The sequence below is a fragment of the Algoriphagus sp. AGSA1 genome, assembly GCF_021390545.1.
Taxonomy (GTDB): Bacteria; Bacteroidota; Bacteroidia; order Cytophagales; family Cyclobacteriaceae; genus Algoriphagus.
The window spans coordinates 1-17,712 of sequence record NZ_JAJUWR010000061.1 but is presented as its reverse complement, the minus strand read 5'-3'; the positions used below and the strand labels follow the sequence as shown (position 1 = coordinate 17,712).

The window sequence follows — 17,712 nt, the reverse complement described above, 5'->3', positions numbered from 1 at the left end:
AAAGTTTATTGAGTCTCTGATCAATTCAGCTCGGTAGAGCATCCCGATCTTAATCGGGAGGGGCCTGGGTTCGAGCCCCAGCGGGATCACAAGAGAGCAGTCCAAACGGGCTGCTTTTCTTATTTTTAGCCAACCCTACTCTTATGGCTACAATGTATATTCTATATTCCGAAAAACTTGCCAAGTATTATGTGGGCGCATGTATTGATCTTCAACGCAGATTGTATGAACATAACATCGGCCATTCCAAATTCACCTCCACAGGAATCCCGTGGAAGCTGGTTTACCGGGAGGATTTTGACGAACTGATTACAGCCAAACGGAGAGAGCTCCAGATCAAAAAGATGAAAAGCAAAAAGTTTATTGAGTCTCTGATCAATTCAGCTCGGTAGAGCATCCCGATCTTAATCGGGAGGGGCCTGGGTTCGAGCCCCAGCGGGATCACAAGAGAGCAGTCCAAACGGGCTGCTTTTCTTATTTTTGGTATATTTCAAGGTCAAAAAGATTATTGTGCTCATCCAATAATTCTTGCTAATCTTCCAAAAGATGTTGATTGTTGAACCATGAAAAACCTCTTGCTGCTTTTTGGTATTGCATTGCTGTTCGCCTCCTGCGAGAAAACTGTTTCGGACGAGCATTTCTATGACTCAGGAATCTCTGCCGAATTAGCCCAGTTCAGAAAAAAGCAAGTCTCGAACATTCATTACAATTTGTCTTTTGAAATTCCTGCAGAAAAGTCGGAGAAAATAAATTCCCACTTGCTGCTGGAAGTAGAGATTTCCGATCTATCCCATCCCTTGATTTTAGATTTTCATGAAGAAGCATCACATCTGCTTTCTCTGAATGTAAATGGAAAGGAAACTGAGATCGATCACAGAGATCAACATTTGATTATCCCAAAGGAAGTACTGACTAAGGGAAGTAACTCTATAGCCATAGAATTTATAGCTGGTGAACTTTCTCTCAATCGAAACAAGGACTTCCTATATACCCTGCTGGTTCCTGATCGGGCAAGCACGCTTTTCCCGTGTTTTGATCAGCCAAATCTGAAGGCAAACTATACGCTGAATATCTCAGCGCCCAAAGACTGGAAAGTCTTAGCAGGTGCACCAGAAATAGCTTCTGGGGAAAATGGTGATTTCATTACTCATCGCTTTGCCAAATCAGACTTGATGAGCACTTATTTATTCTCTTTTGTGGCGGGGAAATTTGAACAAGCTGAGTCAGCTTCCGATTTCGACCAAACCATGCTTTATCGTGAAATTAATGCTGAGAAAATTGAAGCAAGCATTCCAGAAGTATTTTCCCTGCATCAAAAAGCAAAGGAATTTTTAGAAGAATATACCGCCTTTCCTTTCCCCTTTCAAAAGCTTGATTTTGCCACCATCCCTATTTTTCAATACGGCGGTATGGAGCATGTTGGTACGATCCAATACCGGGAATCCTCTCTTTTTCTAGATGAAAATGCTACTGATTCGGAAATGTTAGGTAGGGCAAAATTGATCGGTCATGAGACGGCTCACATGTGGTTTGGAGATTTGGTGACGATGGATTGGTTTGAGGATGTTTGGATGAAAGAAGTTTTTGCGAATTTCATGGCAGGCAAGCTCGTCAACCCCACCTACCCTAACATTAATCACGAGCTTTCATTTCTTACCAACCATTACCCTTCCGCCTATGGGGAAGACCGTACGAAAGGCACCAACCCTATTCGGCAAAAACTAGCCAACCTGAAGGACGCTGGCTCACTTTATGGAAGCATCATCTACGACAAAGCTCCAATCATGATGCGGCAACTGGAAACAGCTATGGGTGAAGAAGCTTTTCAGAAAGGCATACAAAAATACATCAAGACATACGCACATGGAAATGCGGACTGGAATGCACTTGTGAAGATTTTGGATGAAAAGACGGAAATGGATCTCCAGCAATGGAGTGAAGTCTGGGTAAATCAATCCGGAAGACCTATTCTTTCAGACAAAATCGAATTTGACAAAGACGGAACAATTAGCTCATTTGTAATTAGCCAAAAAGCCGAAGATGGCTCAGATAAAATCTGGCCCCAGCTTTTTGATATTACCTTTTTCTACCCTGAAGAAAGCAAGACATTCTCAGTATCTATCGCTAAAAAAACACTGGATCTGAAAGAAGCTATTGGTGAACGACAACCGTCAGCTATACTGTACAACAGCAATGGCCTTGGCTATGGTGTTTTCCCTATGGATAAAGCTTCACTAGCTAACATTCCATCGCTAACGGATGAAGTGATGCGTGGGCAATCCTACATCAACCTATTTGAAAACACGCTTTCTGGGAACATCCCACCATTACTTGCTTTTGAAACTTTCCAAAAAGGAATAGCACAGGAAGAAAATGAAATCTTGGCAAGACTGATTTCCGGAGAACTCAGCAGTATTTTCTGGAACTACCTCAGAGAAGACCAACGGGAACACATTCTCCCAAGCCTGGAAAGCCAACTTTGGGATCAATTGCAAAAAGACCTTCCTACCAATCTGAAGAAAACCATCTTTTCCCTTTACAGCGGAATCGCTTATGCGAAAGCTGGACAGGATCGTTTGTATTCCGTCTGGAAAAAAGATTTTGAAATCAAAGACCTAAAGCTCAACCCGGATAATTTCACGAGTTTGGCGATGGCTTTAGCACTATATGGTCACTCAAAAGCAGATGAAATACTCACTGAGGAAAGAACCAGAATTAGTAATCCTGACAAACTTGACCGATTTGACTTCCTGAAGCCAGCCCTATCCCAAAATGAGGCTGAGCGAGACGCACTCTTCGAATCATTTAGCGAAGCTGTCAACCGTGAAAAAGAATCCTGGGTCTTGTCAGCTTGTGGCTACATTCACCATCCACTGAATCAGAATTCAGCTATCAAGCACCTTCCGCTCGCTTTAGACTTATTAGACGATATTCAGAAGACCGGGGACATCTTTTTTCCAAAGAGATGGATGTCGGTGACGGCTGGGCAATACACGTCCCCTGAGGCAGCTAAAACCGTCTCAAACTTTCTTAAAGAAAACCCAGACTACAATCCAATCCTGAACAACAAAATCTTGCAGGCAACTGATGACCTGATGCGCGCTCAAGCGATACAGCAGTAATCAAAAATCTAAGGGATCAAGGTGTTTAAAGTGTCCATTTTGTTTGATTTTCTCTTTGGCTTCTTCAGCTGCTTGTAGGGCTGGGATAATCCGCTTGAGATGCTTGATGAGGTAGTCAGTTCTTGAGGCCTCAGAGGGAATTTTGATCAGCTCTAATTCCTCGTCCAGTTTAAGGCCAATTTTATGGGAGAAAGAAAAGGAATCTACGTCAGCGGGATCGAAACTCACATCGTAATGTAGTAAATGAAGCATTTCCCGGAGATAAAAAATATATTCATGATGTAAATAATCTGGGACTGTGGGATCATCTTCCAGCAACTCTATAGCACCAGCCGCATATTCTTTACCGACTGCCGGATTATCAAAAGTGGCAATTTTGAAAACCCGTTTCCCAGTTGTCTTTATATCCATTCTTCCATCGTCATATCTGGTATGAATATCTCTTAGCACCACCTCAGTGCCATATCCAGTCAGCTGATCAGTATAGGTACAAATACCAAAAGTCAAGCCCCCTACTTCTACATCTTTGATCAACTCTTTGTATCTGGGCTCAAATATATGGAGGTTAAGTTCTTCTCCTGGGAACACTACAAGTTTCAACGGAAAAAACGGAAGGATCATAGGTAAGCTTTTTTATTATATAACGTGCCTAACCCCGGTTTTTGTTTTCAGTCAAACTAAAAAAGCCGATCCTAAGACCGGCTTTCAAGCATATTCAAAGAAATACTTCTCTTATTTGCTAGCAATAAAGCTCACCAAATCGATTACTTTATTAGAATAACCCCACTCGTTGTCATACCAAGAAACTACTTTCAAGAATGTATCAGAAAGTTGGATACCTGCACCTGCATCGAAGATGGAAGTTCTGGCATCTCCTAGGAAATCATTAGAAACAACCTGATCTTCAGTGTATCCAAGAACACCTTTCATAGTGGTTTCAGATACTTCTTTCATTTTCGCACAAACTTCTTCGTAAGTAGCAGGCTTTTTCAATCTTACCGTCAAATCCACAACAGAAACATCCGGGGTAGGAACTCTGAAGGCCATACCGGTCAATTTACCGTTAAGCTCAGGAATTACTTTACCTACAGCCTTTGCAGCACCAGTAGATGAAGGAATGATGTTTTGACCAGCGCCACGTCCACCTCTCCAGTCCTTAGCAGATGGTCCGTCTACGGTTTTCTGAGTCGCAGTAGTTGCATGCACTGTAGTCATCAAGCCTTCCTCGATTCCCCAGTTGTCATTCAATACTTTGGCGATTGGAGCCAGGCAGTTAGTAGTACAAGAAGCGTTGGATACGAAAACCATGTCAGGAGTGTAGGCATCTTCATTTACACCCATTACAAACATCGGGGTATCATCCTTAGATGGTGCGGACATTACCACCTTCTTGGCACCTGCATCGATGTGTCCCTGCGCAGTTTCCTTGGTCAAGAAAATACCTGTTGATTCGATGATGTAATCAGCACCTACTTCACCCCACTTCAGGTTTGCCGGGCTTTTCTCAGAAGTGACACGAATGCTATTTCCATTCACTACCAATGATCCGTCTTTTACCTCTACAGTGCCTTTAAAGATGCCGTGAGTAGAATCGTATTTAAGCATATATGCCATGTAGTCCACATCGATCAAATCGTTGATCGCTACTACTTGGATATCTTCTCTTTCTTGTGCTACTCTGAACGCTAAACGTCCGATTCTTCCGAATCCGTTGATTCCAACTTTAATTTTGCTCATATTTATTTTGATTTGAGTATAGGTTTGATTCCTAAATCCCCCAATGAAGGGTATGCCACTTTTGGCGAAAAATCCCTGCGGGATGGCTAAGTTATTACATTTATTTGGCTAGCCCAAACTATCTGTACAGCCACTTGAATTCTTCTTATCCTCAATCGATTTCGGAGAAGAATAGTTTCTGAAAAAAATTGAAAAAAATCATTTTACAATGCATTTGACTATTTTAAGGTCTCATCTAAACAATTTTTGATGTTTGAAAAGGCAATTCTCGAAACAGCCGGATTCACACGGGCAATACATTCCATATCCAGAAATTTTGGCAGTAGCCACATACAGCGAGGGGCCGCCACCCTATTTTTTGTCAATCAGGAGGGCTATGCTATGACTTGCAAGCATGTGGCTCAGTGGCTTTCCCAAGCGGATCAAATCAACAAGAAGTATCATGCTTTTCTTCATCAAGGTAAGGACCTGAGCGGAGGACAAAGAGCAGCCTTGGCTAAAAAGCTCGGTCTAAAACCAGATGTGACTTCAGAGATGCGGATCACCTTTGTCGATTGTGTGGACCAGATCAAAAACATAAAGTTCTTTCTCCATCCGGAATACGATCTGGCATTGATCAAATTCGAAGGTTTTGAAAAGACTCTGTTTACTAATATTCCTAAGTTCAGAAAAGATCACAGCGATATTCATCCCGGGGTTATGCTATGCCGTCTGGGCTTTCCCTTTCCCGAGTTTTCAAACTACAAGTTAAATCCTCAAAACCAATGTTTGGAATGGGCCGAAACAGGAAGCAAGCGATCTCCAAGATTTCCTATCGAAGGTATGTTGACGCGTTTTCTGGGAGATAAAAATGGGAAAGTTTATGGAATGGAAATGAGCACACCAGGTCTGAGAGGCCAAAGCGGAGGGCCACTATTCGATGCCGCAGGAAAAGTATGTGGCATGCAGAGTCGGACCAAGCATCTTCACCTGGGCTTTGACATCGAGGAAAAAGCAATTATCGCACACGGTAAGGCAAAAAAAGTCAATGACTACGCGTTTATACATTTGGGTGAATGCATTCACGTATCCGTGATCAAGGAATTCATGCAGGCAAATAATGTCAGTTTTGAGGAGGGGTGATTGGATTGTTGATTTCGGAATTCGGATTTTAATCATTGAAACAAAGAGGATCATATGCCGCACCCCATTGTTCACCCTTTGCGAACTTCACACCATTCGTGGTTAAAAAAAAAACCATCCGATTCTCCCGGATGGCTTCTTTATATTTATATGATTCTCTTACACCAATGTAGCTAAAATCCCGTTCAATGTCCCACTTGGCCTCATCGCCTGAGAAGCCAATGCCGCATCTGGTCGGAAGTAACCGCCGATATCCTGTGGGGTTCCTTGTGAACCGTTCAATTCGTCAACAATCGTCGCCTCTTGAGCTTCCAGTGCTTGAGCCAAAGGAGTAAATTTCGCTTTCAATTCCACATCCTTATTTTGCGCAGCAAGTGCCTGAGCCCAGTAAAGTGCCAAATAGAAGTGACTCCCTCTGTTATCTAATTTACCTACGACTCTAGCTGGAGATTTATCATTTTCCAGGAATTTACCTGTTGCCAGATCCAAGGTCTCACCAAGAAGCAAGGCTTTATCGTTATGGAATGTTCTTCCCAAATGCTCTAATGAAACAGCAAGAGCAAGGAATTCTCCTAAGGAATCCCAACGTAAATGCCCTTCTGTCACGAACTGCTCCACGTGTTTAGGCGCAGATCCTCCAGCCCCGGTTTCAAACAATCCTCCTCCATTCATCAAAGGAACGATGGAAAGCATTTTTGCAGAAGTGCCCAATTCCAGAATCGGGAACAAATCCGTAAGGTAATCCCTCAATACATTACCCGTGACAGAGATTGTATCCATGCCTTCTTTTATCCTGGCCAAGGAGAAATTAGTGGCTTCTACAGGAGAAAGTATGGATATTTCAAGGCCTGTCTGATCGTGATCCAGCAGGTATTTATTCACTTTCTTGATCAATTCAGTATCGTGAGCTCTATTCGGATCCAACCAGAAAATCGCAGGAGTAGCGGATAATCTTGCTCTTGTCACGGCAAGTTTCACCCAATCCTGAATCGCCGCATCTTTAGTTTGGCACATTCTCCAGATATCACCTGCTTCCACATCATGTGAGAATATCTCATGTCCGTGTTGGTCAAGCACTTTTACAGTGCCTGCGTAAGGGATTTCGAAAGTCTTATCATGAGAACCGTACTCTTCAGCTTTCTGGGCCATCAAGCCTACGTTAGGCACAGATCCCATAGTAGATGGATCAAAAGCTCCGTGCGTGCGGCAAAAATCAATCGTTGCCTGGTAAACGCCTGCATAAGATCTATCTGGAATAATCGCCTTAGTATCCTGAAGTTTACCGGCTTTGTTCCACATCTGACCGGAAGTCCGGATCATCGCAGGCATGGAAGCATCGATAATCACATCACTTGGCACATGAAGATTGGTGATCCCCTTATCAGAATTCACCATAGCCAAGTCCGGGCTATCCGCCAGGCAAGCTGCAATATCCGCCTCTACCTCGGTTCTTTTCGGAATAGAAAGTTTATCTAGGTTGGAAACCAAATCTCCAAATCCATTATTCACATCGATCCCAACTTCATTGAAGGAAGCGGCATGCTTAGCAAAAACCGGTTCAAAGAACACTTTCACCGCATGACCGAAGATGATAGGATCAGAAACCTTCATCATGGTAGCCTTCATATGCAAGGAAAAGAGCACACCTTGCCTTTTGGCATCATCTTTTGCCTTTCTCAAAAATGCAGTCAGTGCGGAAATACTCATGGTGGAGGCATCTATTACTTCACCTGCCTGAATCTTCAGTCCAGATTTAAGAATCTCTTTTCTACCGTCCGTACCTTGTAACTCAATTGAAATGACAGCTTCTTCAGCCATGGTATGTGATCTCTCGCTTCCATAAAAATCCCCTTCCGTCATACTATCCACATGAGACTTGGAGTCTGCCGACCATTTACCCATAGAATGTGGGTGTTTTTTAGCGTAGGCTTTCACAGCTTGTGGTGCTCTTCGGTCAGAGTTTCCTTCACGGAGAACAGGGTTCACCGCAGAACCTTTGATCTTGTCGTATTTACTTTTGACTGTTTTCTCCTCTTCAGTTTTTGGCTCTTCAGGATATTCAGGGAGTGCATAGCCTTGCGCTTGAAGTTCTTTGATCGCAGCTTTAAGCTGAGGAATCGATGCGGAAATGTTCGGAAGCTTTACAATGTTTGCCTCAGGGGTTTTGGCAATAGTTCCCAGCTCAGCCAGAGCATCAGGAATCTGCTGCTCAGGAGTCAGGTATTCAGGGAAATTGGAGATGATCCTGCCGGACAGTGAAATGTCCCGGGTTTCCACTGATACTCCAGCGGATTTAGTAAATGCTTCTACTATTGGTAATAGGGAATACGTAGCCAAAGCCGGAGCTTCATCGGTCAGCGTATATAAGATTTTGGGAGTCTGGTTACTCATGGTTTTTAGGTATTCAAAAAGGCTAGTTATACCCTGAATCTTCAGTTGACCTTTTTTTGGCCATTACCATCTTCTCTTAAATGGTTTGTAAAAGGAGGTACAGGGTCTTAAAATTTCGGGGCTAAAATACGCAAAATATCCTTGTTTCAAATTCCGCCTACGTAAAGTACTGATTGTCTGAAAAAAGGATTATCTGATCACAAAACCATCAGCATCCATCCACGCAGGGAATTTTTCCCGAAAGGACTCCAATGATTTTGAGTCCAGAGTCACTAGGCTAATCTGCTCCCTTTCCTCCAAAAATCGTAATTGGGTACCTTTGTAATCGTACGCAGCTGAGTGGCCGTTGTAAGGTATGCCATTCCCATCTTCCCCTATCCGGTTCACACCTATGGAATAAGCCAGATTCTCAATAGCCCTTGCCGGTAAAAGGGCATCCCATGCAGAAACTCTCGCCGCCGGCCAAGATGCTATGTAAAAAATCAGATCATACCCAATTTCACCATTGACCATCCTGTTTCTGGACCAGACCGGAAATCTCAAATCATAACAAACCTGGGGACAGATTTTCCAACCGTTCAATTCAAATATTGGCAATCTGTCTCCTGCTGTAAACGTTTGATCTTCCTGGGCCATCCTGAAAAGATGCCGCTTATCGTAATGCTGTATCATCCCATCAGGACTTACCCACAAGAGACGGTTATAAAATTTGCCATCTAGCTGAATAATTGCACTCCCGGCAATTGTCGCCTTTTTTTGTAAAGCCATCTGCCGCATCCATTTACACACGTCTAGATTCATCGGCTCAGCCAATTCCTCTGCATCCATGCTGAATCCTGTTGGGAACATTTCAGGCAGGATAATTAGATCAACCCCGTTTTCTATCTGCCATAGCTTCTCTTCCAGCATTGCAAGGTTCGCCACTTTATCTTTCCAATAAAGTGCTGTTTGAACAAGCGCTATGGAGAGTTGTGGGGATTTAATCATTTCAAAGGATAGATCATTCGGTAATCCGTAGAGATTTTGCCTTTACTGACATCGATAAGTTTCGACTTCACCAGACGCTTTTTAAGCCCTTTTAGATAATCAATAAAAAGAATTCCTTCGAGGTGATCATATTCGTGTTGTATCACACGGGCAGTCATACCTGAGAATTCTTCTTCTTTGAGATTCCAGTTTTCATCATAATACTCGATGGTAAGGGTCTCTGGGCGTGTGATCTCGGCGCGCACTTCAGGAATACTCAGACAACCTTCTTCGAAACTAAAACTATCCCCATATTCATCCACTATAATAGGATTGATAAATGCTCGACGGATCCCCACTTCATCATCCTCTTCGTCCAGCATCAGACTGCTATCTATGACAAAAAGGCTGATCCCTTGATTGATTTGGGGCGCGGCCAGACCTACTCCATTGGCATTGTCCATGGTGGCAAACATACTCTTGATCAACTCGTCAAGTTCAGTCCCTTCGGTAATTTCCTCTGCCTCTTTTTTCAAAATCGGGTTACCGTAAGCTACTATTGGGTAAATCATTGTCTCTCTAAATAGGATTGTAGAATAATAGCCGCGCTCACCTTATCCAGGTTTCCGGCCTTTTCTTTTCTGTCTTTCTTTTTACTTCCCATGGAAATCATGCTTTGCATGGCCATTTTGGAAGTGAACCGTTCATCGACGAACTCTATTTTTTTATCGGGAAAAGCTTTGGAAAGCCTGTCCTTCATGGTGATCACTTTGGGGGTCATTTCATTATCCCGTCCATTTAAACGGGTAGGGTAACCCAGAACCAGCGTATCTACATCCTCTCTGTCGCAGTAGCTTTTCAGATAATCGAGCAGTGCGGAAGTTTCTATGGTTTCCAGCGGATTGGCCAGCATTTTCAATGGATCGGTAACAGCCAAGCCGGTTCTTTTGGTTCCCAGGTCAATCGCAAGAATTCTGGGCATCAGATTTTTCTGGTTTTTTTGCGTATTTGGCGCAAAGCCTCCTTCTCAAGTTCTACTGCTTTTGGGAAAAGAAGTTCATCTTCTATTTTGGCATGAATTCTCAGTTCCCGCTCAAAGTTCTGCAATTCATGATAAAGAACTTTCATTGTGAGTGGCGCTTCCGCACCCAGAGAATAATCAGCGGTAAGTTTCCTGATTCCTTCCATCTCATCGTCGTGAATCTCATGCTGATCCGCCAATAAGTGTATAGGGTTTCTTTCCAAAATTGTAATCGCATCTTCCAGAGAAAATCTGTTCTCCTCAATATCTTGGAGCAGCTCTATCCTTTTGAACAAGGTACTTTCTTCCTCGTGGATGTGATGGATAAAATCCTCCACAAAGAGCGGAAACATGATCCGAAGATCAGCCATCAGGTTAGCGTATTGAAGTTCCGGGGTAATACCAGTGATGATATTTGAGAGAAAAGGAAGTTCTTGACGGACAAAATAATAATGTTTCTTTTTGAGGTATGCCACCAGGATTTCTATTGGATTGAGATAGAGCTCCTCGGTGGTAGGATCTTTGCGCTGTGCCCAGGACTCAAGCTCTGTGATCAACTGGCTGGAGTGGACTTTATGTTTTTTGCACACGATTTCCAGTGACTCGGTAGGATATTGGTAAAAGCTGATCCCGAAATAATGTAATACAGAAGCAAAGACATAGTTTTCGGAAACTAAATCGCCTAGGATAGCCTTTTCGAAATCATCTACAGATCGCATCTTGCAAAAATAATTTTTTTTAACAGAAAAAAGGGGAATAAATTGAGCCATTATACCTTCCCCTCGTATAAACATTTATTAGCTTTATCAAAAGACTGTTCATAAACAGAGCGTTTTTGGGTAATTTACAACATAAAAAAAGAGATAACCAACTGAAAGAGAAAGCTGTGAGCGAGACGAAAAACACTAAATCCCAAATCAGACTTCCAATAATATTGGCACTTGCCATTTCCGCAGGGATTTGGATTGGGGCTACTTTTGCGGAGCCAAAAGGAAATCAAAATGATCTTAGAGCTGCACTCTACAAGCTCCAAGAGATTATGACATACGTCAACAGAGACTATGTGGACAGTGTCAACACCAACGAGCTTGTGGAATTTGGCATAAATAAAATGCTGGAGCACCTGGATCCACATTCCAGTTATATTCCCGCAAAGGATGCTTCAATTGTACAATCGCAGCTTGATGGGGAGTTTGATGGAATAGGCGTGGAATTTGGTATAATCCGGGACACTATCTATGTAGTAGCCCCACTGACTGGAGGTCCCTCTGAGGCACTGGGAATACAGTCAGGTGATCAGATTATACGGGTGGATGGAGAAAACATGGCCGGTGTGGGCGTGACCAACCGTGATGTCTTCGAAAAACTACGCGGCCCGAAAGGCTCTGTGGTCGTGGTGGACATGAAACGCAAAAACCAAAAAGATCTGATCGAATACAAAATCACCCGGGACAAAATCCCTCAGTACAGTATCATTGCATCGTACATGGTCAACAATGAGATCGGATATATCAAGGTATCACGATTTGCCGCCACTACTTATGATGAATTCAAACAATCCCTCACTGATCTCAAAAGTAAAGGGATGAAGAAATTGGTGATTGACCTTCAGGGAAATCCAGGTGGATATATGGGGGCAGCCATCAACATGGCGGATGAACTGCTGGGCGATAGAGCCTTGATCGTGTCGCAGGAAGGAAAAGTAGAGCAATACAACCAAAAAGCCTTTGCGTTTAAACCAGGAATGTTTGAGGAGGGATCGGTGATAGTTCTGGTGAATGAGGGTTCTGCATCGGCATCGGAAATCCTTGCAGGTGCCATTCAGGATAATGATCGTGGTCTGATAGTGGGCAGAAGATCCTTCGGCAAAGGCTTGGTCCAGATGCCTATTGACCTGTCTGATGGCGCAGAATTGAGACTGACCATTGCAAGATACTACACCCCATCCGGAAGATCTATTCAGAAGCCTTACGACGCAAACTATGAAGCTTATGAAAGAGACTGGGTGAATCGTTTCGAACATGGGGAATTCTTCTCCGCAGACAGCATCAAGTTTAACGACAGCCTAAAATATGAGACAGTTAAAGGCCGCACAGTGTATGGTGGTGGTGGAATTATGCCTGACTTCTTTGTCCCCTTGGACACTACCATGTCTTCCGCCTATGTAAACAAGTTATTCAACTCTGATTCGGCACGGGAATTCGTACTTGACTTTGCCAATGAAAACAAATCCAAATTCGAAAATATGACCGCAACCCAGTACTACAAAGACTATACTGTGAGCGATGTCATGCTGAATGAATTGGTTGAGTACGGAAAGAAAAACAAGGTGGAGTTTGATTCCAAAGACTTTGCTAAGTCCAAAGAATACCTCAAAGTCCTAATAAAAGCCCATTTAGGTAAACAGCTTTATGATGACAGTACTTTCTACAAAGTGGTCAATGATATCAACGAAGTCTATCTTCAAGCCTTAAGGTTATTTGATGAAGCAGAAAAAATCGCTTTGGCAACTGATCTTCACGAAGAAGAAGAAGAAGAATAACATCTAAATTCATTCATAGGTGAATTCGCGAAAGCACCCGTAAAGGCGGGTGCTTTTGTGCTTATTCTCTGTTTTACTTTCAATCTATTTCCAAAACCATTTACATTAGGCCATTCATCCAACCCATGATACCAATGAAATCGCTGTTAACATTTATAATATTAGTAGGAATCACAATGAGCACTTTTGCCCAAATCAAAGTCAACCACCTTGCTGTGCATGTAAGCAACCTAGCTGAAAGCAAGGAATTCTATCAAAAAATTGTAGGTTTGGTGGAAATCGACGAACCCTTTAAAGACGGACTGCACGCATGGTATGACATCGGAGGAGGCGCTGCACTTCATATCATAGAAGCACCTAATATCCCCACACAAATCTCCAAAGTGAATCATCTCTGCTTCAGCATGAAAGACATGGATGCATTTATGACAACACTGAAAAATGCGGATTACCCCTTCGAAAGCTGGCAAGGAGAAAAAGGGAAAGTCACCATACGGGTAGATGGTATCCGCCAGATTTACATCCAGGATCCTGATGGCCTCTGGCTGGAGATCAATGATGATTACTGATGTTTTATTTTTTTTAAACCAGAATGCCCGGACTCACATCCGGGCATTCTTCTCTTAGTCGTTACTTATCATCATACAAAGCTTGTGGCCAACTGTCATTTCCCAGATTCACATCTGGAAGCAGCTTATCCGGATCTATGACCACAGACTTGACCTTCTTATCGGTTTTCAGCAGGTAGTTCCATGTATCACCCCGCTGCCAGATTTCCACAGGAAGCATTTTACGCTCACTAGCACCGTCTTCATAAGCAATCTCCAACAGAACAGGCATAGGTATTTCTCCCTTATTTGCCAATACAACCACATAATTTCCTGCATAAGGAATCACGGCGTTGATACCAAGATCAATGTTTCCGGTTCCATAGAACCATCCATTCCAGAACCAAGACAGATTTTCACCAGCCACATTTTCCATATGGTTGAAAAAATCCGTTGGCTGGGGATGCTTGTACGCCCATGTTTTTATGTAGGATCTGAATGCATGGTCAAAACGCTCGTGTCCTAATATATATTCCCTAAGCATTAAAAGCCCCATTGCGGGCTTATTGTATGCCAGCATCCCAAGATTACTGATGTTTACCACATCAGGATAAGTATCGATCCCCTCTCTGGTTTCACTGGTGAAGAAATTAACGTACCTACGGGTCTCATTTAGGTTTGAAGGATACTCTCCATCATTGAATGCCAGAGAGCTGTAATGGTTTATGAACGTATTGAACCCTTCGTCCATCCAGGCGTAGCGGCGCTCATTTGTACCGACGATCATTGGGAACCAGTTGTGACCAAACTCATGGTCTGTAACTCCCCAAAGCCCTTCACCTTTAGATTTGTAGCTACAGAAATTCAAACCAGGATATTCCATTCCTCCGATATCAGCCGCTACGTTAGTCGCAGTCGCATACGGGAATTCAAACCATTTTTCAGAATAATGCTCAACCGACGCTTTACTATATTCCGTAGATCTTGACCATGCTTCCTGACCATCTGATTCCTTAGGATATACTGACTGGGCCAGAATTTCCTTCCCGCTAGGCAAGTTGATTTTCGCAGCATCCCAGATAAATGCTTTTGAGGAAGCAAAAGCTACGTCCCTGCTATTTTCGATGGCAAAGTGCCACGTAACAGTACCATCTTGCTTAGGCCGGGTCAATTCAGTGTTTCCTATCTCATCAGCCGTGATCAGCATTACCGTAGAATCACTGTCTTTTGCTTTGGCATAGCGATTCTGAAGTTCCTTGCTCAATACTTCTTTGGGATTCAAAAGCTCACCTGAGCCTACCACGATGTGGTCATAGGGAACAGTCACTTTATAATCAAAATCACCGTACTCCAAGTAAAACTCCCCAGCCCCTAAGTATGGCTCCACATTCCAGCCTTCTATATCATCGAAAACAGCTACTTTAGGGTACCATTGGGCAAAAGCATAGATCCATCCATCCTCTACTTCAAGCCTTCCCATTCTATCCATACCTTCTATAGGTACTTTGAACGAGAAGTCCATGGAAACTGTCGCCTTTCCTCCTTTTGCCGGAACAGGTTCGTTAAACCATACCTGCATTCTGGTATCAGAATCGATGTATTTTGTGGAAACTGATCCTTTAGAACCCACTTTGGCCTGAAGATTAGTAATCTCAAACCCACCATCTGTATCGCCGTTATAGCGATTCCCTTGGATGGGGGTAGTCAACGTACCCCTGGATTCTTCAGTAAACCGGTTTTGCTCCATCTGCATCCAGATAAAGTCTAGCGTTTCCGGACTGTTGTTGGTATAAGTGAGGGTAATGTTGCCAGTAAGTGTATGGGCCTCATCATCCAAAGTCACCGCAATCTGATAATCAGCTTTGTTTTGCCAATATCCGATATTTGGCTTCCCGGAGGCCGACCTGGTGTAGGTACCTTTCCTATCAATAAATTCCCCAAATTCTTTCTGGTTATTTTCCTTTACTTCTTGAGCAAAAGAGTTGCTGATCCCGGTAAGCAATGCCCCCGCAAAAAACAGCTTAGCGATTATTTTCCTGCGCATATTATTTTTTTGATTTAGCCATAAAAGTAAGAATTGCCACTTTAAGCTCAAGCATAATTTATATAAGAGAATTGCCTTTAGTGAATTTTTAGAACACTTACCTTATTGGATAAAGGATATTTTCACCCCACTTTTGGCCTACTATTTACTATTTTACCTATGAAAAATTTATTCCTACTAGCGACAGCCGCATCCTTTTCATTGTCTGTCCATGCCCAATCGGACACCACAATGCAAGATTTAGGAGAAGTGATTATCCAGGAAAACAGGATACAGCTGCCGTTTTCAAAGCAGAGTAGAAATATTGCTCTCGTAAACAAACTCCAAATCGAAACCACTCCCGCTAGAAGCCTGTCCGAAGTGCTTTCATTTGTTCCCGGAGTGGATATCCGTCAGCGTGGGGTAACAGGGGTTCAGGCTGATGTGAGTATCAGGGGAGGCTCCTTTGAGCAGACCCTCATGTTATTAAATGGGATCAAACTAAGTGACCCCCAGACTGGCCATCACATGATGAACATCCCTGTACCATTGGTCAATATAGACAGAGTAGAAGTACTTAAAGGCCCGGCCTCAAGGGTTTTCGGCCAGAACGCCTATGCCGGGGCCATCAACGTAATCACCGAGCTAAGTGATAAGAGATACGCCAGAATACAGGGATATGCGGGTGATTTTGGCATGAAGGGGATCAACTTTGCAGGCTCACTGCCAGTAGGGAAGTACAGACAGAATCTGGCAATCTCCTATGATGACTCAGATGGCCATTGGCACAACTCTGACTATCGGGTAAGCAATCTCTTCTACGAAGGTGGGATAGACATCAACGATAAAAACAAACTAAAGGGAATGATTGCCTATACAGATAGAAGTTTTGGGGCAAATGGTTTCTATTCAAGTACTTTTCCTGACCAATGGGAAAGTGTACAGACCACCTTAGCCTCGATAAGCCATACGTTGACTCAGGAAAACTTCTTTCTAAACACCCGGGGGTACTTCCGAAGAAATATGGATGAGTATGTACTCAAAAGAAATGAACCGGAATTCTATCAAAACAATCATACCACAGATGTTTTCGCATTAGAGGCAAACGGGAATTTTGAAAGTAAGCTTGGTAAAACAGGCTTTGGGGTAGAAACCAGGAAAGAAGCCATAGAAAGTACGAACTTAGGGGATCACGATCGCGTGCTGACCGGAATCTTTTTAGAACAGATGGTCAATTTTGGCCAGAAAGTAGATTTACGGGCCGGAGTATATTCAAACTATTACTCTGAATATGGCTGGAAATATTTCCCAGGGGCAGAAGTAGGCTATCAGGCGACCAATGAACTAAGGCTTTACTCTGGCTATGGGATCAGCTTTAGAATCCCTACCTACAACGATCTCTACTATCAAGGCCCTACCAATATAGGAAATGACCAACTCGTTCCCGAACAGGCTCAGAATTTTGAGGTTGGGGCGAAATGGTCAAGATCAGGATTTTTTGCAGAGCTGGTTTACTTCAATAGAAGTACTGACAATCTGATCGAGTGGACAAGACCGGATGAAAATACGCCATGGCAACCACAGAATTTCAGTAAAGTCAAATTCAATGGAATAGAAGCTTCCATGAACTACCGGGTAAGCCCCAACGGGAACTCAGTCCAAATCAAAGAATTTATGCTGTCCTATAATTATATAGCGGCGGATCTTATCGACCAGCCTGGAGTGGAAAGCAGATATGCATTCTCAGCACTGAAAAATCAAGTGATAGGAGGAGTGTTAGTAGGTATTGGCCAAAAATTCGAATGGAACACGAAATTGAGATATCTGGAGAGAATGAGCCAAGATCCGTATTTTGTACTGGATATGCGGACAGATTATAACAGAACAGGAAAACTTGGTTTTTTTGCGGAAGCTTCCAATATCACTAACACAGACTACAGGGAAGCAGGGACAGTGCAAATGCCGGGAAGATGGTTCAGGGCTGGGTTTATGTTGAATCTGGAGTAAAAAACACATATCCCATACAAAAAGAGACTGTTTTATGATTAAGACAGTCTCTCCTGACTTCGACAGTCGTCAGTCCCATTTCATTATAATTAACTGACAAACAGTTCTTTAGTATTTTAGACTTGTCGTTTTGGGTGTCCTGGGGGTGTTTTTGATTACTTTTAGACATGTTTGTCCGCAAGAAACCTAATAAAAGTGGCAAGATCAGTGTACAGGTAATTGAGAAAATCAAG

General features: G+C 43.0%; 14 protein-coding genes. 6 read left to right on the top strand and 8 right to left on the bottom strand.

The window, feature by feature from the left end; all coding sequences use genetic code 11:
* The first annotated feature begins 143 nt into the window (after positions 1-143).
* Both LZF95_RS25800 and LZF95_RS25795 read left to right on the top strand, forming a co-directional pair.
* A complete protein-coding gene (locus LZF95_RS25800) occupies positions 144-392 on the top strand; it encodes a GIY-YIG nuclease family protein (protein ID WP_233758362.1) in 249 nt (82 codons plus the stop codon).
* A 171-nt stretch (positions 393-563) separates the two neighbouring features.
* Positions 564-3,122, top strand: a complete 2,559-nt coding sequence (locus LZF95_RS25795) for a M1 family aminopeptidase (RefSeq protein WP_233758361.1) — start codon at positions 564-566, stop codon at positions 3,120-3,122.
* Here LZF95_RS25795 and LZF95_RS25790 read toward each other — a convergent pair whose 3' ends face one another.
* Together LZF95_RS25790 and gap are read right to left on the bottom strand one after the other, a co-directional pair.
* Positions 3,123-3,743, bottom strand: a complete 621-nt coding sequence (locus LZF95_RS25790; RefSeq protein ID WP_233758359.1) for an LON peptidase substrate-binding domain-containing protein — start codon at positions 3,741-3,743, stop codon at positions 3,123-3,125.
* A 111-nt stretch (positions 3,744-3,854) separates the two neighbouring features.
* Positions 3,855-4,859 (bottom strand): type I glyceraldehyde-3-phosphate dehydrogenase, encoded by a 1,005-nt coding sequence (gap, locus tag LZF95_RS25785; RefSeq protein ID WP_233758357.1) that lies wholly within the window; start codon positions 4,857-4,859, stop codon positions 3,855-3,857.
* 249 nt (positions 4,860-5,108) lie between these two features.
* On the opposite strand from gap, the gene LZF95_RS25780 reads away from it, so the two are divergent.
* Positions 5,109-5,981, top strand: coding sequence for a serine protease (locus LZF95_RS25780; protein WP_233758356.1), 873 nt, complete (start codon positions 5,109-5,111; stop codon positions 5,979-5,981).
* A 159-nt stretch (positions 5,982-6,140) separates the two neighbouring features.
* Here LZF95_RS25780 and LZF95_RS25775 read toward each other — a convergent pair whose 3' ends face one another.
* From LZF95_RS25775 to LZF95_RS25755, 5 genes are all read right to left on the bottom strand, one after another.
* Positions 6,141-8,372: an NADP-dependent isocitrate dehydrogenase gene (locus LZF95_RS25775; protein WP_233758355.1), complete on the bottom strand. Its 2,232-nt coding sequence runs from the start codon at positions 8,370-8,372 to the stop codon at positions 6,141-6,143.
* A gap of 189 nt (positions 8,373-8,561) precedes the next feature.
* The gene (locus tag LZF95_RS25770) at positions 8,562-9,359 is read right to left on the bottom strand and encodes an amidohydrolase (protein WP_233758354.1); all 798 of its coding nucleotides are present in this window, start codon (positions 9,357-9,359) and stop codon (positions 8,562-8,564) included.
* On the bottom strand, positions 9,356-9,910 hold the full coding sequence (gene def / locus LZF95_RS25765; protein ID WP_233758353.1) for a peptide deformylase: 555 nt from the start codon (positions 9,908-9,910) through the stop codon (positions 9,356-9,358). Before def ends, LZF95_RS25770 begins: the two co-directional genes overlap by 4 nt.
* On the bottom strand, positions 9,907-10,320 hold the full coding sequence (gene ruvX, locus LZF95_RS25760) for a Holliday junction resolvase RuvX (RefSeq protein WP_233758352.1): 414 nt from the start codon (positions 10,318-10,320) through the stop codon (positions 9,907-9,909). The genes def and ruvX overlap by 4 nt, the downstream gene beginning before the upstream one ends.
* On the bottom strand, positions 10,320-11,078 hold the full coding sequence (locus LZF95_RS25755) for a hemerythrin domain-containing protein (protein ID WP_233758351.1): 759 nt from the start codon (positions 11,076-11,078) through the stop codon (positions 10,320-10,322). The genes ruvX and LZF95_RS25755 overlap by 1 nt, the downstream gene beginning before the upstream one ends.
* 167 nt (positions 11,079-11,245) lie before the next feature.
* On the opposite strand from LZF95_RS25755, the gene LZF95_RS25750 reads away from it, so the two are divergent.
* Positions 11,246-12,901 carry a S41 family peptidase gene (locus tag LZF95_RS25750; RefSeq protein WP_233758363.1) on the top strand — a complete coding sequence of 552 codons (1,656 nt, stop codon included), beginning with the start codon at positions 11,246-11,248 and terminating at the stop codon, positions 12,899-12,901.
* 134 nt (positions 12,902-13,035) lie between these two features.
* On the top strand, positions 13,036-13,470 hold the full coding sequence (locus tag LZF95_RS25745; RefSeq protein ID WP_233758349.1) for a VOC family protein: 435 nt from the start codon (positions 13,036-13,038) through the stop codon (positions 13,468-13,470).
* A 61-nt stretch (positions 13,471-13,531) separates the two neighbouring features.
* Here the strand turns inward: LZF95_RS25745 and LZF95_RS25740 are convergent, their stop codons facing one another.
* Positions 13,532-15,493: a M1 family metallopeptidase gene (locus tag LZF95_RS25740; RefSeq protein WP_233758348.1), complete on the bottom strand. Its 1,962-nt coding sequence runs from the start codon at positions 15,491-15,493 to the stop codon at positions 13,532-13,534.
* Between the two features lie 159 nt (positions 15,494-15,652).
* Here LZF95_RS25740 and LZF95_RS25735 point away from each other — a divergent pair, with 159 nt between their 5' ends.
* Positions 15,653-17,479, top strand: coding sequence for a TonB-dependent siderophore receptor (locus LZF95_RS25735; protein WP_233758346.1), 1,827 nt, complete (start codon positions 15,653-15,655; stop codon positions 17,477-17,479).
* The last annotated feature ends 233 nt before the right edge of the window (positions 17,480-17,712 follow it).